At 59.1% G+C, this 19,898-nt stretch carries 18 protein-coding genes and 4 pseudogenes; 11 read left to right on the top strand and 11 right to left on the bottom strand.

The genetic code is table 11. The features are described 5' to 3' along the window. Positions 1 to 35: 35 nt before the first annotated feature. The 9 genes from ACFFNA_RS16790 to speB all read left to right on the top strand — a co-directional run bounded on the left by ACFFNA_RS16790 (position 36) and on the right by speB (position 10,249). Entirely contained in the window at positions 36 to 1,244 is a 1,209-nt protein-coding gene (locus ACFFNA_RS16790) for a cytochrome P450 (protein ID WP_378919971.1), read from the top strand. 16 nt (positions 1,245 to 1,260) lie between these two features. Then, the gene (locus ACFFNA_RS16795; RefSeq protein WP_378919973.1) at positions 1,261 to 2,592 is read left to right on the top strand and encodes an LLM class flavin-dependent oxidoreductase; all 1,332 of its coding nucleotides are present in this window, start codon (positions 1,261 to 1,263) and stop codon (positions 2,590 to 2,592) included. Positions 2,593 to 2,698: 106 nt separating this feature from the next. Further along, a complete protein-coding gene (locus ACFFNA_RS16800) occupies positions 2,699 to 3,766 on the top strand; it encodes an extracellular solute-binding protein (RefSeq protein WP_378919975.1) in 1,068 nt (355 codons plus the stop codon). Continuing rightward, the gene (locus tag ACFFNA_RS16805) at positions 3,763 to 4,638 is read left to right on the top strand and encodes an ABC transporter permease (RefSeq protein WP_378919977.1); all 876 of its coding nucleotides are present in this window, start codon (positions 3,763 to 3,765) and stop codon (positions 4,636 to 4,638) included. The genes ACFFNA_RS16800 and ACFFNA_RS16805 overlap by 4 nt, the downstream gene beginning before the upstream one ends. Further along, complete coding sequence (locus ACFFNA_RS16810; protein WP_378919979.1) at positions 4,635 to 5,435, top strand: ABC transporter permease; 801 nt, start codon at positions 4,635 to 4,637, stop codon at positions 5,433 to 5,435. The genes ACFFNA_RS16805 and ACFFNA_RS16810 overlap by 4 nt, the downstream gene beginning before the upstream one ends. 18 nt (positions 5,436 to 5,453) lie before the next feature. Beyond that, positions 5,454 to 6,524: an ABC transporter ATP-binding protein gene (locus ACFFNA_RS16815; protein ID WP_378919981.1), complete on the top strand. Its 1,071-nt coding sequence runs from the start codon at positions 5,454 to 5,456 to the stop codon at positions 6,522 to 6,524. Positions 6,525 to 6,771: 247 nt separating this feature from the next. Beyond that, positions 6,772 to 8,160, top strand: coding sequence for an NAD(P)/FAD-dependent oxidoreductase (locus tag ACFFNA_RS16820; RefSeq protein ID WP_378919983.1), 1,389 nt, complete (start codon positions 6,772 to 6,774; stop codon positions 8,158 to 8,160). Positions 8,161 to 8,225: 65 nt separating this feature from the next. Next, entirely contained in the window at positions 8,226 to 9,254 is a 1,029-nt protein-coding gene (locus tag ACFFNA_RS16825) for a histone deacetylase family protein (protein ID WP_378919985.1), read from the top strand. A gap of 44 nt (positions 9,255 to 9,298) precedes the next feature. Continuing rightward, positions 9,299 to 10,249 carry an agmatinase gene (speB, locus tag ACFFNA_RS16830; RefSeq protein WP_378919987.1) on the top strand — a complete coding sequence of 317 codons (951 nt, stop codon included), beginning with the start codon at positions 9,299 to 9,301 and terminating at the stop codon, positions 10,247 to 10,249. Here the strand turns inward: speB and ACFFNA_RS16835 are convergent. The 10 genes and pseudogenes from ACFFNA_RS16835 to ACFFNA_RS16880 form a co-directional block, all read right to left on the bottom strand. Continuing rightward, positions 10,217 to 10,660 (bottom strand): arginase family protein, encoded by a 444-nt coding sequence (locus ACFFNA_RS16835; RefSeq protein WP_378919989.1) that lies wholly within the window; start codon positions 10,658 to 10,660, stop codon positions 10,217 to 10,219. The two genes, speB and ACFFNA_RS16835, sit on opposite strands and share 33 nt — an antisense overlap. 206 nt (positions 10,661 to 10,866) lie before the next feature. After that, on the bottom strand, positions 10,867 to 12,198 hold the full coding sequence (locus tag ACFFNA_RS16840) for an LLM class flavin-dependent oxidoreductase (RefSeq protein WP_378919991.1): 1,332 nt from the start codon (positions 12,196 to 12,198) through the stop codon (positions 10,867 to 10,869). Positions 12,199 to 12,254: 56 nt separating this feature from the next. Beyond that, entirely contained in the window at positions 12,255 to 13,463 is a 1,209-nt protein-coding gene (locus ACFFNA_RS16845; protein WP_378919993.1) for a cytochrome P450, read from the bottom strand. Between the two features lie 75 nt (positions 13,464 to 13,538). Next, positions 13,539 to 14,051 carry a flavin reductase family protein gene (locus tag ACFFNA_RS16850; protein WP_378919995.1) on the bottom strand — a complete coding sequence of 171 codons (513 nt, stop codon included), beginning with the start codon at positions 14,049 to 14,051 and terminating at the stop codon, positions 13,539 to 13,541. A gap of 298 nt (positions 14,052 to 14,349) precedes the next feature. Continuing rightward, positions 14,350 to 14,664, bottom strand: coding sequence for a 2Fe-2S iron-sulfur cluster-binding protein (locus ACFFNA_RS16855; protein ID WP_378919997.1), 315 nt, complete (start codon positions 14,662 to 14,664; stop codon positions 14,350 to 14,352). A 100-nt stretch (positions 14,665 to 14,764) separates the two neighbouring features. After that, positions 14,765 to 15,730: a LysR family transcriptional regulator gene (locus tag ACFFNA_RS16860; protein WP_378919999.1), complete on the bottom strand. Its 966-nt coding sequence runs from the start codon at positions 15,728 to 15,730 to the stop codon at positions 14,765 to 14,767. 296 nt (positions 15,731 to 16,026) lie between these two features. Continuing rightward, positions 16,027 to 16,647 carry a TetR/AcrR family transcriptional regulator gene (locus tag ACFFNA_RS16865; RefSeq protein WP_378920001.1) on the bottom strand — a complete coding sequence of 207 codons (621 nt, stop codon included), beginning with the start codon at positions 16,645 to 16,647 and terminating at the stop codon, positions 16,027 to 16,029. A 94-nt stretch (positions 16,648 to 16,741) separates the two neighbouring features. After that, positions 16,742 to 17,143, bottom strand: coding sequence for a hypothetical protein (locus ACFFNA_RS16870; RefSeq protein WP_378920003.1), 402 nt, complete (start codon positions 17,141 to 17,143; stop codon positions 16,742 to 16,744). A gap of 277 nt (positions 17,144 to 17,420) precedes the next feature. Continuing rightward, positions 17,421 to 17,761, bottom strand: a pseudogene (locus tag ACFFNA_RS16875) (tryptophan 2,3-dioxygenase family protein); the annotation flags it as partial. After that, positions 17,747 to 18,058, bottom strand: a pseudogene (locus ACFFNA_RS16880) (DDE-type integrase/transposase/recombinase); the annotation flags it as partial. The pseudogenes ACFFNA_RS16880 and ACFFNA_RS16875, both read right to left, overlap by 15 nt. A gap of 14 nt (positions 18,059 to 18,072) precedes the next feature. Here ACFFNA_RS16880 and ACFFNA_RS16885 point away from each other — a divergent pair. Together ACFFNA_RS16885 and ACFFNA_RS16890 are read left to right on the top strand one after the other, a co-directional pair. After that, positions 18,073 to 18,326 (top strand): annotated as a pseudogene (locus ACFFNA_RS16885) (isopenicillin N synthase family oxygenase); the annotation flags it as partial. A gap of 167 nt (positions 18,327 to 18,493) precedes the next feature. Beyond that, positions 18,494 to 18,776: pseudogene (locus tag ACFFNA_RS16890) on the top strand (Tn3 family transposase); the annotation flags it as partial. Positions 18,777 to 19,043: 267 nt separating this feature from the next. Here ACFFNA_RS16890 and ACFFNA_RS16895 read toward each other — a convergent pair. Then, a complete protein-coding gene (locus ACFFNA_RS16895; RefSeq protein WP_378920005.1) occupies positions 19,044 to 19,865 on the bottom strand; it encodes a TIM barrel protein in 822 nt (273 codons plus the stop codon). Positions 19,866 to 19,898: the final 33 nt, after the last annotated feature.

Genomic DNA, 19,898 nt, shown 5'->3' on the forward strand with positions numbered 1-19,898 from the left:
GGTGCGGACGAAGTCAATTGGGAGGACGCGGTCCGATGGACCTACAGAGCATCAACCTCACGGAACCAGAGTTCTGGAGGTCGGCCGACCGGGTCGAGGCGTTCCGCGTGCTTAGGGACGAGAGCCCTGTCCACTGGCAGGAGTTCTCAGAGAATTCCGGCATCGCGGCGAAGGGATTTTGGTCGGTGACCCGGTATGACGACATTGTCGCTGTCAGTACCGACTCCAAGACTTACATCAACTCACTCGGCACCGGTCTTCGCGACACTACAGAAGAGCGTGCCCGCATCGAGGGCTGGTTCCTCAACATGGACGCCCCCGAACACTTTCGTCTTCGCCAGATAGTGTCGAAGGCCTTTTCGCCGGCAGGCGTCCAGAAGATGTGCGCGCTCGCGGAGGCCTATTCGAAAGAGCTCGTCGCCAAGGCCAAAGCCGACGGCGGATGTGACTATGCGAAAGATGTCGCGCACCCTTTCCCCGTCGCGATCGTGACCGAGTATTTGGGCGCTCCCAGAGAATACCGCGCCCGGCTCCAGGAACTCACGATGACGGCCCTAAGCGGAGACCTGAGCGGTGCCAACGACGCCGAGGCTGCGTTCGATGAGCTCAACGACATCGGTGCCAAGCTCGCCGCCGAGCGCCGCAAGCGGCCGCAGGACGACGTGATCTCCACGATCGTCGCCGCCGAGGTTGACGGGCACGGCCTCACCGATCTTGAAGTCGGCTACTTCTTCCAGCTGCTGGTCACCGCTGGCATCGAGACGACCGGAACAGTGGGCGCTCACCTCTTGCGACTTTTTCTGGAAAACCCGGAGCAGATGGCGATCTGGGCCGCTGATCCGGACGGGATCGCACCGACTGGAATCGAGGAAGCCGTCCGTTTCATCACGCCGATCATACATTTCCGCCGCACCGCCGCAGTCGACACCGTCTTGAACGGTCAGGCGATAGCCGCGGGCGACAAGGTGGTGATGTGGTATCCGGCGGGCAACCAGGACGAACGCAAGTTTGCCGAGCCGCTCAAGTTTGACGTCACCCGCAACCCGAACCCTCATCTGGGCTTCGGAGGTGGGGGGCGGCACACATGTCTGGGTTCGCACTTCGCGAGAATGGAACTGCCGTACCTGATGAAGGAAACGCTCCAGCAGCTCGGCAAGATCGAGCTCAGCGGAGAACCAATTTTCGTGAAGTCGAGGTTCGTGAACGGCCTCGCTTCATTGCCCGTAACTTTCAAGGCTGCATAAGAAGATCGGAGACATCATGCCCATAAAGCAAAAAATCAAACTGGGTGTTTTCGTCTACGCCTACGGCCACAGCCGCGGTTCCTGGCTATTGCCCACCGTTCCCAAGAACGCCGCCACCGACATCAATTACCATAAGAAGTTGGCGCAGACCGCGGAGCGCGGGTTGTTGGACTTTCTCTTCTATGCCGACGCGCCCGCTTACAACGACGCGGGCGGCAAAGGCCTATCCCCCCATGGCGTTAACAGGCTTGAACCCGTGACTGTGATCACCGCGCTTTCCGGCGCGACCACCAACCTTGGCTTCATTTCAACGGTTTCGACCTCATATTTTGAGCCTTTCAATGTGGCGCGCCAGCTCGCGTCCGCCGACCACATCAGCGGCGGGCGGATAGGCTGGAACGTCGTGACCACGGACACGCAGGCGGCCGCGGCCAATTTCGGCGTAGAGGTCGTCCCCCCGGAGGAGCGCTACGCCAGAGCGCGGGAATTTGTCGAAATCACATTTGGCTTGTGGGACAGCTTCGAGCCCGACGCTGTTTTGGCCGATCGGGAAAACGCCGTCTACCTCGACGTCTCCAAGGTCCACCCGCTGAACTACAAGGGAAAGTATTTCAACGTCAAAGGGCCGTTGGATGTCGAACGCAGTCCGCAAGGTCGGCCCGTGATCGCCCAAGCCGGAGGCTCGGAAGACGGCCTGGAACTCGCCGCAATGTCCGCGGATGTCGTATTCTCGGTTGCGAACGATCCCGCCAAAGCAAGGCAAACGCGCCAGGCGATCCGCGAGCGGACCGCGAAGTATGGCCGGGAGCCTGACGACGTCAAATTCCTGCCCGGCCTCAGCATTATCGTCGGCAAGACAGACGCCGAGGCCCAAGCGAAACTCGACACACTGATCGACACCATGCCCCCGGCCATGGGTGCCGAATCCCTGAGCCGTTTCCTGGGTGTCGACTTGTCGTCAGTCCCGCTCGACGAGCCGTTTCCCGTGGACATCCTGCCGGAGAAGCCAAAGGCGAGCGCCGCGCTGTTCGAAGCCTATGTCGCCTTCGTCAAGCAGGGAAAGACCCTGCGAGAACTCATCAGGATGTTCGCGGAACAACAGCTCGGAAACGGCGTGACGGGTTCGCCCGAACGTGTCGCGGACAAACTCGAAGAATGGGTTCAGGCGGACGCGGCGGACGGCTTCATCCTGATGTTTCCTATGCTTCCGACGGGCCTTGAGGACTTCGTAGAACTCGTCGTTCCGGAACTCCAAAAACGAGGGATTTTCAGGGAAGAGTACGAAAGCAATCAACTTCGTGGCAATCTGAGCCTCAAATATCCGAAGAACAGATACGCCGCGGACTGACAGAACTAGTGAGAGCCATTCGCAGCTGCAAATGGCCAAGACTAAAAAACAAGAAGTAAACCGATACCGCACGACGGGAACATCAATATCAACCGGGAGAATTCCAATGGCACATAACTTCAACTGGGCACCATCGCGCCGGAGCTTGCTCAAGACTACCGCTGGAGCACTGCTGGCTTCATCCTTCGGCATCCGTTCGTCCGCGGCAGCCGCGAACGAATTGGTGATCGCCACCTTCGGCGGAAAACTTGGCGACGCCCTGAGGGACATCGCGGCGAAGTCCTACGCAGAAAAGTCCGGCCTTTCGGTTGTCGACGATCCCTCAGGGCCCTTGGCTGGCCGCATCCGCGCGATGGTACAGGAAAACAACGTGATCTGGGATGCATGCGATTCGATCAGCTACACCGCGCTCCGGCTCGGTAAGGATGGTTTGCTCGCCCCAATCGATTATTCGGTCGTCGACAAGAACAAGCTCCGACCCGAGGGTGTGTTCGAATATGGCATCAACTATGGCGCACTTTCGGTGATGCTCGTCTATGACAGCGAGGTCTTCAAAGACAATCCTCCTACCTCCTGGGCCGACTTTTTTGACATCAAGAAATTTCCGGGACGCCGCGCGGCGTGGCAATATGGCTACTGCTGGGAAGCGGCACTTCTGGCGGACGGCGTCGCGCCGGACAAACTGTATCCCCTCGATACGGACCGGGCGATTGCCAAATTCCGGACGATACGAGACCAGATGCTCTTCTTTACTTCAGGTGCTGAACAAGTCGCCGCACTCCGGGACGGCGAAGTCACCATGGCCATTCTCTTCTCCAACGAATATAAAAATGCATTCGAAGAAAGCAAAGGTCGGCTGAAGGGCGTCTGGAACCAGGGCCTGAAATGCTCCACGACCCTTGTGGTGCCGAAGAACAACCCTGCGGGCGAGAAGGTCGCTATGGGCTTCCTCGCACATGTCATGACGACGGAGATTCAGCTGGCTCTTGTGGAGGCCGGTGGCATCGGACCCGGCGACCCGGCATTGTCGGCGAGTCTGCCGGAGGAGTTGGCGGCGTTCGATCCCAATAATCCGAAGTGGGTCATGGATCAGGTCCAAACCAACGACGCATACTACGCCGACAATGAAGAGAAGCTGGTTGAGATGTTCATCGACAAGGTGGCGAGCAATTGAGCGGTACTCTTACCAGCGTGCCAAACGTCCTGGGTTCGCGGAAGGGGTTCTATTGGCTCCTTCTGTTGCCTGCGGTCGTCTTCTTCGGCCTGTTCGCTATCTGGCCCATTGGCCAGATAGCTTTCCTCAGCTTTTCTGATCCCAAACCCGGATTTGGAAACTACCTGAGGCTTTTTGCCGACGGTGGAATCCACAAGTTGATCTGGACGACGGTGCGGGTAAGCATCGTCACGACCGTGGTGTCCATTTTCCTCGCCTATGTTCTGGCGTATGCGATCGTCCACGCGCGGTCGGCGCAGGCCCGATTGCTCATCGCTTGCACATTGATCCCGTTTTGGCTTTCCGTCGTCGTGCAGGCCTTCAGCTGGATTCTCCTGTTGCGCGCCAACGGCCTCGTGAACACCCTTCTGATAAATGCCGGGATCATAGATGCGCCGCTCATCATGATGCGCAACGAATTCGGCGTCATGGTCGGCATGGTCCACTTTCTGGTTCCGGTGGGCGTGATGATCCTTATCGGAAATCTCCGGTTGATCGACGCACGCTTGACGCTTGCCGCCAAGAGCCTGGGCGCAAGCCCGTTCCAAGCGTTCAGGATGATTTACCTCCCGCTCTCGCTTCCTGGTACGGCGGGTGCCACCGTTGTCGTATTCATCCTGGCACTCGGTTTCTTCGTGACCCCGGCACTGCTCGGCGGCGGGAAAACTGTGATGCTCGCGGAGTACGTCAGTCTTCAGGTCCTGACCGTCGCTCGATGGGGCGTCGCATCGATGCTTTCCGTCGTCCTGATCGCTGCCGTCAGCATGCTTCTCATCGCGATGTCGCGCGTGATCGACTTGAAGAAGGCGCTGTTTCCGGAGCAAAACGCATGAGGTCCATCCAGACATCCATGGGATATCGGATCACGTTGGCAGCTGCATGGCTTCTCGCCTCGTTCATGGTCCTCCCGATCTTCATTACCCTCCCAGCTTCGTTGACGCCGAACGATTACCTTTCACTGACGACACCGGACACATGGACGCTCGTCCAGTATGAAAAGTTCTTCGATCCCGGCCAACGCTGGCTAAGCCCGCTCCTGCAGAGCTTCCTCATCGCAGTTGGATCGACCGCCCTGTCGGTGTCGGTTGGAACGGCATGCGCGATAGGCATCTGGCGGATCGGTGGACGTTGGGGGCAATGGGCTCTGCTTTTAGTACTCATGCCTCTGATTGTCCCTGTCGTGGCGCTCGCCATCGGCAGCTACAAGGTCTGGGTGCAGCTTGGGCTGTTCGACAGCTACCTCGGCGTCATGATCGCCCACTCGATCCAAACGATGCCGCTCGTCATTCTCGCCGTCCTTGCGTCGCTTACATCCATCGACCTCGTACTGGAACGCGCCGTCCTAAGCCTGGGTGGGAACGCATGGACGTTCATGCGGCGCGTTCTTTTGCCATCCATCCGACCCGGCATTTATTCAAGCGCCGCTTTGGCATTCCTGCTTTCATGGGACGAGCTAGTCATGACGATCTTCGTCAGCGGCCGCTCGATCGTGACCCTGCCGAAGCGGATGTGGGAAGCCATTCGGACGGCCACGGACCCGGTGGTCGCCGTGGCGGCATCAGTGATGATAATCGTGACAATCGCACTCGTCATCGCCTCGATAATTAGCGACCGACACGCGTCGCGGTAACTGATCTTTGGAGTTCTTATGAGTAAGCCGCTGGTACAATTTATCGACGTCTCCAAGACATACGACGGTGCAACGCGCGTGGTCGACGACCTTCAACTCTCGATCGCCCAAGGCGAGTTCGTGACGTTGTTGGGGCCGTCCGGCTCAGGCAAGACCACCTCCCTCATGATGCTGGCGGGTTTCGAAGCCCCGAGCACGGGAAAGATCATGCTCGGCGATCGCGACGTGACCCTGCTGCCGCCTCAACACCGCAACATCGGCGTGGTCTTCCAGAACTACGCACTCTTTCCCAACATGGATGTCAAAGAGAACGTCGCCTTTCCATTACGCATTCGTAGGGTCGGCGCGACCGACATAGCCGAACGCGTTAAGAAGGCGCTTGCGATGGTGCGCATGGAGGCTTTTGCCGACAGGCCCATCAACAAGCTCAGCGGTGGCCAGCAACAGCGGATCGCGCTCGCTCGCGCGCTTGTCTTCGAGCCCAAGGTCGTCCTGATGGACGAACCCCTTGGGGCCTTGGACAAACAACTGCGGCAGCACATGCAGCTCGAGATCAAGCATCTGCACGAGAACCTTGGCCTCACCGTCTTGTTCGTGACCCACGACCAGGAGGAGGCGCTCACGATGTCGGATCGTGTCGCCGTCTTCCACAACGGTGTCATCCAGCAGATCGGGAGCCCGAACGATCTCTACGAACGGCCGACAAATCGCTTTGTTGCCGAGTTCTTGGGCGACAACAACGTGTTTGATGGCGAGCTGGTCGATGCCCGCGACGGTTTGGGCAGCGTCAAGCTTCAGGGCGGTCAGGTAATTGCCTCAACCTGCCCGAAAGAGACGTCAACGGGGAAATTTTCCGTCTGCGTCCGGCCCGAAGCTATCAAGTTGTCGTCTACCTCGCAGGCCCAGACCAAGATCACCGCGACGATCCTTGAGGCGATTTACCTTGGCCAGGCGACGAAAGTGCGGGTGAAATCCGGCGAACTTGAACTCCTGGCAACCTTGCCCGGGCGATCTGAGGTCACCTTGAGCAAGGGCGCGTCGATCGATCTCTTCATTGATCCGAAGGACGTGCATCTGGCGACAGCATGAACGCTGGCACTATCGTATGGACCCTGCCTTGGGCCGTTCTTGGTGACGAAGCCCCGCGCTCGGTAGAACACACATGTCCCGGATTCCAATGAGAAAGTGTGGTGGCCGCACGACGGGGCCACCGTCCTCGCCGTGAGAACTGCGATCGACACATCGGACGAATATCCGCGCCCGATTTGACTTCAACCATGCATTAGCTCGGCGCGCCTCGCAGTCAGAGGGCCGAGCAGAACGTTCGGAGTAAATGATGGGTTCTTTCCGTAAGGCGCTCACGGATGTAACGCTTTTCCCCTACTGGCTCGACAATCCCTTGGACCCGGCTCCCTTGGACCATCTGGTGGGTCGCGCCGACGCTGAACTTCTCATAGTTGGCGGGGGGTTCACTGGCCTTTGGACAAGCATCCTGGCAAAGCAGGCCGACCCAAATCGAGATGTCGTGATCATCGAGGCTGGAAAAGTCGGCCACGGTGCGTCTGGTCGGCCTGGCGGGATTGTCTCGACTTCCGTCATGCACGGGCTCTCCAATGCCAAACGCATATTTCCCACCGACCTCACGGCGCTGGAGAAGCTTGGCAAGATCAATCTGGATGGCTGGGCCAAGACAATCGCCGACAATGGGATCGACGCCGATGTCGAATGGTCAGGCGAAATGACGGTGGCCGTCGCGTCGTCCCACTTGGAGGGTCTTAGGGAAGAGTTTGAACTCGCCCAGGAATATGGCCACGATGCGGTTCTCCTCGGTCGCGACGACACGCGGAAACAATTGAACTCGCCGACCTTCGAAGGCGCGGTTTGGGCGCGCGATCGGAGCGGCACCGTCCATCCGGCAAAGCTTGCGTGGGGCCTCAAGAGGCTGGCGCGCCAATTGGGCGTCCGCATCTACGAGCATACTCGAATGATAAAGGTGGAGGACGTTGGTTCGGCGCTTGAGATCGTGACCGCCGAAGGAAGGATCAAAGCTCCCAAGGTGTTATTCGCGACGAATGCCTGGAGCGCGGGTCACAAAAACATCCGTCGGAGGGTCATCACCTCGCGTGATCGGGTGCTAGCCACCGAGCCACTCACGAATGAGCAGATGTCCCGCATCGGATGGGAAAACAGGCAGGGTGTCTACGACACGCGCACGCAGCTCAATTACATGCGGTTGACAAAGGACAATCGTATTGTCTACGGCGGCCACGTCGACTATCATTTCAACAATAACGTCGATCCGCCCCAAGCGTTGCAGATCGAAAACTACGAGCGCCTAGCTGGCTACTTCTTCAAGACGTTTCCCCAGCTCGGCGACATCAAGTTCACGCACGCCTGGTCCGGCCCCATCGATCTGACGATGCGTCTGGCGGTTCACTTCCAGCGCTACTATGGCGGCAAAGGCCTGTATGTCGGCGGTTACACCGGCTTCGGGGTCACAGCCTCGCGGTTCGGCGCTGCCATGGGGCTCGACCTTATCGATGGAAAAGACAACCCCAGTCTCGAACTCGATTTCGCGCGCACCATGCCCAACTGGGTTCCACCTGAACCCGCGAGATGGATCGGTGCAAAACTAACAATGTATGCCCTGAACGATGTCGATGAAAAAGGTGGTTGGAGAAAGGCCTGGATCGGTCTTTGCCAGCGCCTTGGATTTCCAATCTGACGATTATGCCAAGTCCTCTAGGCCCTACACAGGCAAGCCGTAGTCTTCCAATCGAAAGTTGAACAATGCAGATCGTCTACAGCAATACTCACAAAGCACATTTCGGCCAGTCGGAGCTTGTGGACGGTGCATTTCAGCCGAGCTTCGAATGTCCCGAGCGGGCCGAGATCATCTTGTCTACCTTGCGGGACAACGCCCTCGGCAAAGTCATCAGCCCCAAGGATTTCGGATTAGCTCCGATTGTGAGCGTGCATCAGCCCTCATATGTGGACTTCATCCGGGGTGCCTGGAATAGATGGACATCGGAAGGAAATTCGTTCGACATGTTACCGCTGGTTACGCCTGGCCGAAGCCGTGTCAATGGCCGAGAGCCAACTGCATTGGCAGCCCAACATGGGTGGTTCAGCACCGACATGTTGACGCCGATCACAAATGGGTCGTGGGATGCAGCATACCAATCGGCGCAGGTCGCGCTAACCGCTCAAAAATTGGTGTCAAACGGCGACCGAGCCGCCTACGCACTCTGCCGTCCGCCCGGGCATCACGCTGGCTCAGCCTACTCCGGCGGCTTCTGCTATCTTAACAACGCGGCAATCGTCGCAGAAGCGCTCCGGGCACTCGGTGCGAACCGGATCACCATCCTTGACGTCGACTATCACCACGGCAACGGAACGCAAGACATATTCTACGAGAGACCCGACGTTCAATTTGTTTCACTCCATGCCGATCCGTCTTGGGAGTTTCCTTTCTACCTGGGATTTGCCGACGAGAAAGGCGCGGGTCCCGGCGAGGGATACAATCTCAACTATCCCCTCCCGAGGGGCGTGGACTGGACGGCCTGGTCTGAGCCCTTCGAAGCGGCTTGCAACGCCATTGACGGTTATGGACCTGACTTCCTCGTCCTTTCGCTTGGTGTCGACACGTTTGGCGGCGATCCGCTTTCGAGCTTCCGCCTCGTGTCCGACGATTTCAAGAAAATCGGAGAGCGCCTGAAGCGTTTGCGCCGGCCCACCATCTTCATCCAGGAAGGCGGGTACGCCGTCGGCGATATCGGCAAGAACGTATTCAATGTGTTGTCGGCCTTCGAAGGCTGAAACTCTAAAGACACGTTTGGTCCAATTTAGGAGGGAGCCTCACGATGCAATCTCGGTTCAATCAGCCGCTCGGCGGCAACGATATGCCCCGCTTTGCTGGCCCAGGCACAATGATGCGACTGCCGACTCAGTCGAGTGCCGAGGGTCTCGATGCCTGTTTCGTCGGCATCCCACTCGATGTCGGCACGTCAAACCGGTCGGGCACCCGCCTCGGCCCCCGCCAAATCCGGCAGGAAAGCTGCATGCTGCGCCCCTACAACATGGCGACTGGGGCTGCGCCGTTCGACTCGATCCAGGTTGCCGATATTGGCGACGTGCCGCTTAACACGTTCGACCTGAAGAAGTCGGTCGACATCATCACCGAGTTCTACAACGGCATCCTCAAGCATCCCTGCATTCCATTGTCGCTCGGCGGCGATCATACGATGACCTACCCGATCCTCAGGGCGATCGCGAAGAAACATGGGCCTGTTGCGCTGATCCATATCGACGCCCATGCCGACATCAATGACGAGATGTTCGGCGAGAAGATCGCCCATGGTACACCGTTCCGCCGCGCCTATGACGATGGCCTGTTGATCAACGCCAAGGTGTTCCAGATCGGCTTGCGCGGCACCGGCTACTCGCCGGAGGATTTCAACTGGGCGCGGTCCAAGGGCTGGACGGTGATTCAGGCAGAGGACTGCTGGTACAAGTCGCTTGCGCCTCTGATGGCCGACATCCGCGCCAAGATTGGCAATGCGCCCGTCTATCTGACCTACGACATCGACAGCCTCGATCCGGCCTTCGCGCCGGGCACGGGCACGGTCGAGATCGGCGGCCTGACGACGTGGCAGGCGCTGGAGATCATCCGAGGCTGCGCCGGGCTCAATCTCGTCGGCGGCGATCTTGTTGAGGTCTCTCCACCCTTCGATACGACGGGCAACACGGCCCTGATCGGGGCGAACCTGCTTTACGAAATGCTATGTGTGCTGCCGAGTGTCGCAACCCGTTGACCCAACTCCACCCGCCGACGGTCGGGCAACGCGCGCGCGGGCTGCTCGTGAGGTCATTGGGAGAACGTCTGGCCCTCGATAGAAGGGATCGAGTTGGCGCTCGATGGCATCGGGCGCTCCAACGTGGACGATCTCAGCGTTCTTCGAATGGACCATTGTCGGCATGGCAGCGAGCCAAGTCGAAGCGGTCTGTCCATCGGCACGTCCCCCGATATCCGCGACCTTGGCCTTGCTGAGCGGAGATGTCTTCATGACATGTTCATAGGGACCGACCCGTTCGATCGTGCGGAGTGCCCTTGAGCCAAAGCGCCTGCCGTTGCGGTTCGTGACCCCCAGTTCCATCGGCACTCCGATAAGAGCGATCTCGATGAAAGTCGTTGCGGTTAATGGCATTCGGATCGAAAGGAGCATCCAAAAGGGTAGGCCCTCCGGCGAACGGCTATTTTCCGCTTGTCGCCGCTAGTGAACTGCGCTTCTCCAACCGCGCGAAAGCCTGGGTCGAAAATGTCGCCGCCCGAAGTGTTGCTATATCGCTCGCGCAGTGCCTGGAGTTTGATTAGGTCCACGTTGCTATCCTCCAATTCTTTTGATCATTGTCTTCCCGAGGCCGCGAGGTTTCACCTTCTCATATGTCTGTTCTCTGGGTATCGAAGCCCAAGGTTTCCTCTGAGATGGTCGCTCTCGTAGTCTTCCCTGAAAATTCCTCGTCTGCGGAGTTCCGGCACCACAAAGGTCACGAAGTCTTCAAGACCTGTCGGAAGCATCGGGAACATGAGGATGAAGCCGTCGGCGGCCTCGGCCGCGAGCCACTCTTCGAGGGTGTCGGCGACGCGCTGAGCGGAGCCCGTGACGCCATTTCCGAGTTGCTTCTCCGCGAAGAGCCGGATGAGCTGCCGAAGGGTCTTGCCTTGTTTCACAAAGGCCACATAAGCCTCGAACAGCGCGCTGCTGGCCTTCGGCTTCTCGGGCAGAATCTCGACAGGAAACGGCTCGTCCAGAGCAACAGAGGACAGATCGACACCGAGGAACATGCTGAGCGACGCCATTCCCATGGCCGGCGGCATGGTATTGACGAGCAAATCCAGCTTGGCCTGCGCTTCCGCGTCGGTCGCTCCGGCGATGATGCTGAGGCCAGGCAGGAATTTGATCTCGTCCGGCGACCTATTGTATTTCGCCGCTCGCTCGCGGATCGACAAGCGCGTCTCCCGAGCTTTCTCCGGATTGTTCGCCACAGAGAAGACGACATCGGCCGACATTGCCGCGAGCTCGAGGCCGTCCTCGGAACCACCCGCCTGGGCGATCACGGGGCGGCCCTGAGGGCTTCGTTCGACGTCCAATGGCCCGCGGACGCTGAGGTGCTTGCCCTGGAAGTTGAGCGGGTGAACCTTCGAGACATCGAGATAGACGGCGCTCTCTCGATCGGCGGTCACTGCCCCTGGCTCGAAGCTGTCCCAGAGGCCAAAGGCGACATCGACGAACTCACGGGCCCGAGCATATCGGTCCTCGGGAGCGATGGTCTCACCGCCGAAGTTCGCGGCAGCATGCTGCGAGTCCGTCGTGACCACGTTCCATCCGATGCGCCCCTTGCTGATGTGGTCGGCGGCGGCGAATTGGCGCGCGACATTGAACGGCTCGGAATAGGACGTCGAGACGGTGGCGATGAAGCCTAGCTTTGACGTCGCGCATGACAGAGCGGTGATCAGAGTGACTGGCTCGAGTTTGTTCACCCCATGTGGCGCACGGCCATTCCCGCCGATGTCCTGGAACACAGGTCCATCGGCGTAGAACATGAAATCCAGGGTTCCGCGCTCCGCAGTCCGTGCCAGTTCCCTGTGATACTCGACGTCGGTCGCTGCGTTTTTTGGCACGGTGGGAAGAAGCCACCCGCCGCGGCTATGCCCATAGGGATAGACGAAGACGCCTAGATTGATTTGTCGCTTTGCGGACATGAGTTCTCCGGGGTCATAGAGTGCTACCGATCCTTTCAACTGGGTGTTCCCGTCGATCAGTTCGGCTTGAATGTTATGGGCAGCGATTTGAGGCCGTTGACGGCTCTGGAAGGGACGAAAATGGGTTCTCCGCTGAGCTCTATCTTCCCGAGCTGTTGGAGGGTTTCCTTGACCAGAAACGGCAGTTCCATTCTGGCGAAGTGCGAGCCGAGGCACGTGTGGCGGCCGCCGCCTCCGAAGCCGAGGTGAGGGTTCGGATTGCGGGTGACGTCAAACTTGAGCGGGTCGGCGAACTTGCGCTCATCCTGGTTGCCCGACGGGTACCACATCACCACCTTGTCGCCCGCTGCTATGGGCTGACCGTTGAGGACGGTGTCCACTGCGGCGGTGCGCCGGAAATGGATGATCGGCGTGATGACACGGACGGCTTCCTCGATTCCAGTCGGCGCGGTCCCATCTGGATCGGCGGCCCAAATGGCCATCTGCTCGGGGTTGTCAAGGAACAGGCGCAACAGCTGCGCTCCGACCGTTCCGGTCGTCTCGATGCCTGCCGTTACCAGGAGCTGGAAGAAATAGCCGACTTCCAAATCGGTGAAACGATGCCCGTCGACCTCGGCGGCCACGATGATGGAGATCACGTCGTCTTGGGCTTTCTTGCGGCGTTCGGCGGCGAGCTCGGCACCGATGTTGTTCAGTTCGTCGAATGCCGACGCGGCGCTTTCCGCCCCGCTCACGTCGCCGCTCAGCGCGGTCACGGTCAGCTCCTGGAGCCGAGCACGATAATCTTTCGGCGCACCGAGGTATTCGGTCACGATCGCAACGGGAAAGGGATGGGCGATGTCCTCGGCGTAGTCACAACCGCCATCTGCTTTGGCCTTCGCCACGAGCTCTTTCGCATAGGACTCCGCGAGCGCTCGCATCTTCTGGACGCCCGCTGGCGAGAAGGCTTTCGACACGACCTGCCGAAGCCTGAAGTGCTCCGGAGCGTCCATGTTGAGGAACCAGCCTTCGACACGCGCACGTTCCCGTGTCGAGTCCCGCAGTCCTACTCCCAGACCGTTAACGTAGGTTTTGGCATCGGTGCTGACCGTAACGATGTCGTCGTAGCGCGTCACCGCCCAAAACCCCTTCGCATCGACACCTGAGTTCTTCGCGAATTCCTGCCAGTGGACAGGGCTCTCGTCACGCAGCACCCGGAATGCTTCCACCCGGTTGGCTGATCGCCAGAACACCGGATCGGTTAGATTGATGTCAGCCAGGTCCATGAGACCTCTTCCTCCATTCGTGGCACCGCTTGGAAATAGCCGTATCGACGCCCGGTGCGGCGTTAATCGGGGTCTTCAGAGACCTTGGATCGAGGCGGCCCGACACAGACCTCCGTCTTGATAGAGCAGCGGCTCGACGTCGCCCGTTGTGCGGATGCCTTCGATCTTGCCGATGAAGATGGTGTGCGTGCCGTAAGCGATGGTTTGTTCGACCACAGCGAATAGATTTGCCTGCGCGTCCGCCAAGTAAGGCGTGCCGTCCCCGTCCGCCGACCAATGTCCTAAGTGAAACCGATCCTCGCCTTTCGCCTTGCCGCTAAACAAGCCGACGATCTCGAGATGCTCGCAAGCAAGCACGTTCACGCAAAAGCGGCCCTGACGGACGATCGGGTCATGGATACTTGTTGACTTGTTGATGCAAACGAGGGCGGACGGCGGCGACGTGGAAACAGACGTGACGGCGGTCGCGGTAATGCCATGTCGAACATCGCCTTCGCTGGTCGTGATGATGTTGACGGCCGCCGTGAGACGCCTCATCGCGACTTTGAAAGTGGACTCAAGTTCACTTGGAATCTGATGCATAGTCATCTCGCACTACCTCCGAAATCTACATTCGAAAGGTGGAGCAAACCACGTGAAACATCCAATATATCTCGCCCTGAATTTTGATATGAAGATCGTATAAGGCTGCGGATGCGATGTCCGTCGACGATGGTTTTGGCCGTCGATTTCGGCCTGCCCCACACCGGACACATCGACAGGTTGCCGCAACGGACAGATGGTTCGGTGGTTCCGAACTCCATTGTCGCTCGCGTCAACTCAAGGCGCGGAGCGGATACACCTTGTCCGCCTTTGCCTTCGATTCGAGGTGTCGGGTAGGCAGCTCTCACGACTGGCGGTCCGGGAGGCGAAGCACCATGCCGTGGAGAGCAGGATCGATCTTTATCTGGCAGGACAGCCGACTGGTCGGTGCGGGCTCGGCCACGAAGTCCAGCATGTCCAATTCAAGGACCGAGGGCTTGGGCAGGCGATCCGACCAATTTTCGACGACTTGGCACGTGGCGCAAGCGCATGCACCGCCGCAGTCGGCTTCGATCTCCTCGATCCCATTGGACTGCGCCAGCTCCATGATCGTTTGCCCTTCGGGGCCGTCGACGATCCTGATCGCGCCGTCAGGCGAGTGGAATTGAATGGAAGTCATCGGGACATCGCCTGGAGGCAAAAGGTTGAGTATTGGAGTCGGTCTTTCAGCGTTCCTGTGTCTCCTGGAGAACCCGGCAGGTCCGTATGGAGACGTGCGTTCATGAGATCACGCTGGCCGAGTAGATGAAGGGTACGCTGTCTGCAGAAGAGGTATTCTTGCCGTCCGGCCCCTTCTTGAGAATCTCCCGGACGACCTTCTGAAAGTTCAGAATCGTGGTCGATACTGGTCGCTCTCTTCGCACCATGTTGATAGACGCCACCGGGGCTTCGGTGCCTTCTATCGGCAGGTAGACGACGCCCTTGTTGTGGAGTTGCCGCATCGTTTCCGTGACCATGGCCACACCGATACCCGCGGCGACAAGCGAGACGGTGGACACCATCTGGGGCGCTTCCTGAACGATGTTGGGGCTGAATCCGTTTGCCTGGCAGGTGGCGACGACCAGATCGTACAAGGCCTGCCCATTGGTTCTCGGGTAGAGGACGAAAGGCTCTAGAGACAATTCGCTGATCTTAACCGACGTTCTTTGCGCGAGATCGTGCGAAGCAGGAACTGCGACAAGCATCTGTTCGTCAAGAAGCTTTTGTGAAAACAGCGCTTCGGTCTCGACTTGTGAAGGACGAATAAGAGCGATGTCCAATCGACCGTCACGAAGGGACCGGAGCGACGACGTCGTGGTATCCTCCTGAAGCTTTACGCCGACTAATGGATAGGCAGCGCGAAAACTTGCGATCACCGCGGGCACAATCGGGTTTAGCGCGATGGACCCGGTGAAGCCGACCCTAATCTCCCCCGCTTCACCCCGACCGATCCTTTGCGCGTTGATGACGGCGCGCTCGGCGGAGGCTATGACAGCACGGGCCTCTTGAAGTAGACTTGCTCCCGCCGAAGTGAGTTCGACGCCCCGCGTCGTTCGATCGAAGAGCCTCGCTCCGATTTCGGACTCAAGCAGCTTGATCTGCTGGCTCAACGGCGGCTGGGCAATCCCTAGACGTGCTGCCGCGCGAGTGAAATGCAACTCCTCACCGCAGGCCACGAAGTACTTCAGGCGACGAAGTTCATCCATGTCCAACTCCTTGGTTGCCACGTGCGGCGAGATTGTCGAGGCTTCGCACGTGACTGGGGTTTGACCGAGTCACGAAAGACATGACCAGTCTGAGGAAGCTTCCCTCGTTTGACGCAAACGCAGATGGCGGGCACTCAATGCCGGCCTCGCGCGGAGCGTCATCTTTAATAGAGTTGACTCTATAAAAAAACTGACTCTATTTCAATATGGGTGACGACTTTTTTTGGAATGGGGAGTTGCACGCCAAGGCCATCGCCAGCGCGAGGCCTCGTCTCAATTATCAAAAGGAATAGAGCTCAGTTGCCGCTTCGGCCGGCGGCATCGAGAAGGATTCGGATTTGGCGGATCGCCTCGGTGCGAGCGGCCTCGATCTCTATCTGACCCGTCAGAAAGCGAGTCCATTGCAGATTGCCCACCGCCAAAGCGACCTCCGCGAGGTCATGGGCGCTGATGGCGCTCCCGAGAACGCCTCGTGACTGAAGGATTTCGAAAAGCGCCTTCATGTCCGCATAGAGCCGGGCGTCCGTCTCGGAGACAATGCCCCCGAGGTTCAGCGACGGAGACTTGTAGCTGGCGGCGTAGGCCTCGCACCAAAGCTCGCGCGTCAGGTCGGACATGGAGTTGTCGAAGACCATGACGAAATATCGGTCGATGGCAAGCAGGGCGTCGTCAGGCGGCGTCATGGCCGCCTGCATCATCAGGGCGCGTGTCTGCTTGCTATGCTCTCGGAAGAGAGCCAACAACAACCCGGCTTTGTCGCCGAAATAGTTGTAGATAGTCGCTGGCGCGACCTCGGCTGTGGAGGCAATGGTCTCGATCTTGGCTTCGTTGTATCCAGCTGCGCGAAATTCCTCACCCGCGGCCGCGATGATGGCCTGTATCCGGCGCTCTTTCTGCTTCTCCCGCAGCTTAGCCATAAAGTATTTCTCCAAAATCGAACCGTCTCTAACCTAGTTGTCTGGCAGCGACAACCAGACTAAAACATCAGAGACCGCCCACTTCAAAAGGCAATTAGGCGACTGCGGACGTCGCGTCACGACTGTCGACCACGGAATATTCGATCGGCTCCAGCAGACCGGCATTTCCCATCTGGACGCTGGTGAAGCCGTCGGCGTCGCAGACATCCGACACGACTTTGCCGGATTCCACCATTGCCTTATCTTTCCCGGCAAGGGCGATGCACCGTCGACGCGGACCGCGATCCCGGTGTCCTTGGCGAGAGGCTCGCCGTAAGCGGTCTGAACGGCCTTCACGGCATCGCCGCCAAAATTGGCGATGGTCAATTCCTTCGTTTCGGCTCTCGCGATCGATCCCATGGAAGCCGCCCCCAGCTCCCGCTTCCAATTTCAGAATGTCACGGCGGCGCATTTCCAAGATGTCCTGCTTGTGGGCATTCAGGGGGCTGAAGCTCATTTTCAGTTCCCCGGCTATCATTGACGACTTGACCGCAAGTTCAATGGAGTTACCTCTATATAAAAATCAACTCCATTTCAAGTTGGGTTTTTCCAGCATGGTTTGAGGTGCTGGGCCAAGCTCCGGCAGTGTCCGATTTGCCGTTGTCTGGAGACGATCGAGAATATGACGTCCAGAACGCGCTGACCCGCCGCGGTCGGGAGTGGCGATCGCGAGGCGTCGGGCCACCTGATCGTCAGTTGTACAAATCGTCCGGAGCCGACATGAAGATGCACGGCTGATAAGACTGAAATCCCGAACGAGTGGCCAAGGGCACCTCGAAACTCCGTATACTCGCTGGGGGTCATCGTTCGCAGGACATCCCAGGCGCTGTTGAGTTGCTCGAGAATCCGGGCCACTCGGGTAAGCATCTTGAAAGCTGGTGCCACACGATCCAACCTGATTGCAATGATGACTGAGCGCAGCTCACGAATAGCTAGCTTCATCCACAATTCCGACGTTTGGTGCTGGATGATGAAAAGCAACTCGTCATGTGCGTCGGAGAGCGGTGTCTTTGCATAGAATTTTCTCGAGATGCAAATAGTCGCCGTACGGCATCTGCGCTTTGTGGGTGATCATGACGCGCGGCGTGATGCCTTGCGCTTTCAGCAGCTTTCGCATCAGCTTCAAGGCCGCTTTCTTGTTCCGGCGGCTCTGGATCAAGGCATCGAGAACATAGCCATCGGCATCGACGGTCCGCCATAGCCACAGTTTCTTGCCCTTGATAACAACGACCATTTCGTCGAGATGCCACTTGTCGGCAAAACTACCCCTGGACCGCCGCCAGATGGAGCCGGGATATCCGCGGCCGAACTTGGCAGCCCATTCCGCGACAGTCTGGAGCGAGACTTCGATGCCGCGCTCGGCCAGAAGATCTTAGACATGACGGTGTCGTGACGCCGCCTGCCGGCGTAGAGCGCATCTCGGTGCCGTTCTTCTTCGGCGCCAGGCTTGATGCGACAATACCGCTGCTTGGCCTCTCCGAGGAATTGGCGTAGCAGGCGCGGGGCCCGCCAGCGATCCCGACAATCCGTTGTTTCGCGATGTCGGGGCCAATGTCCTGAAAGGCCGGTTGCGCTCGCATCCCGACGTGGCGCGCCGCCACTATGCCGACCTGCCCGAACCGGAAGCAGCACGTCCCTGAAGTTTGCAGCCATGTAGAGTACGAATTTCTATCGCATCGGCCATTCTTTGGAACGCAATTCGTCGCCGAGACTGTAAAATAAGCTCACAAAGGTAAAATCGTTCGGCGTTGTCCTCCCAAGCCACTAAACGGTGTTGCTGTGAAGGTTTGAACCTTCCTTTGGCCGTGGCGAAATCCGCGACCGGTCGTTCGAAAGTCAAGCATTCCGCATCGGGCCTCAATCTTGTAGTCAGCGCGATCGTCGATTGGAACACAGTCTATCTCGACCGCGCGGTCACGCAGCTCAAACGAGCGGGACGGAACATTCCAGAACCGCTGTTGAAACACATCTCGCCGCTAAGTTGGGAGCATATCAACCTGACGGGCATCTACACTTGGGACAGTGAGCAGCATCTGCCGGAAGGATTCAGGTCGCTCCGCCTCCCGGCAGGGCTACGACGTGCCGCATAACGTTCCTGCTCCGTTCGACCTTAGCGTACGATTTCGAACTGCTCTTGTTCCGACCCCGACTGGCGGTCGCTTCCTCCTCCAGTCCTGGTTATGCTTTTTTGCAATGGAGCAGCGTTCAGCCGCAAAGCAAAGGTTCGCACTTCGTCGACTTCCTGGCGTTACGAACCGTTCCCTGGTCAGAGGTTGAGGGCGGCTCGTTGGCCAGATGATCGTCGCATGAGAGCGCCGACGACGCAGGCGCTGGTCCGCCCTGCGTCGCCCGCGCCTTTACAGCCGAGCTCGAATGAAAGCGATGCTGTTGGCAAGCGCCCGTGCGGGGTCGTCGAGTTCATGAACGGCCGGCGAGAATGGCTCGAAAGAGAACGGGCCGGCATAGCTCGCGCTCCGCAATGCGCGGATCTGGCCGACATTGTCGAGGCGGTCTTTGTCATCCACGAGAACCCGGTGCGGGTCGCGCATGTCGTCGACCGCCACCTCCTCGTCAGTGACGCCCGAAATATGGACGAGGCCGGTCATCTCCGCAAACAGCGCGGGTTCGCCGGCGAGGCGATGATGAAACGTGTCATGCACCAGCCCGAAGGCGCTCACGCCATCGATCTCCGCGATCGCCTCCGCTGCCTCCCGTTTGGAGCGCAAGGAGCAGATGGTGAAGCCCAGCGGCTCGACCAGGCCGAGCACGCCGCGGTCGCTCAGGATCGGCCTCAGGGCTAGAAGTGCGGCCCTTACGTTCTTCTGGCGTTCACCGTCCGCCTGTCCCGAGCCGTCATTGACAGGAACCAGGACCAGCGCCGCCGCGCCGGCTGCCTGGGCATAGTCGGCGAGCTCGATCGCCTCGGCCTCGCGGGCCGGCGTCCATTCATTGAAGCGCTGCAGCGCGTTGATGCTGATCAGCGACACTCCCGCATCGCGGGCCTGGCTGCCGATTTCGGCTGCGGGCGTGCCGTCCATGATGGCGTTGCCGGCAAGATCGTTGCGGATTTCCGCCTGCGCCGCGCCCACCTTGCGGCAGAGCGCGAAGAACGCCTCCGCGCGCAGCGAGGGCGCCACCATATGGTTGAGTGCGAACGACGGCGATTGAACGGCTGGCATGATTTCCCTCCTGTTTCTGGTGCCGGTCACTGC

It is taken from the genome of Mesorhizobium kowhaii, assembly GCF_042431665.1.
Taxonomy (GTDB): Bacteria; Pseudomonadota; Alphaproteobacteria; order Rhizobiales; family Rhizobiaceae; genus Mesorhizobium; species Mesorhizobium kowhaii.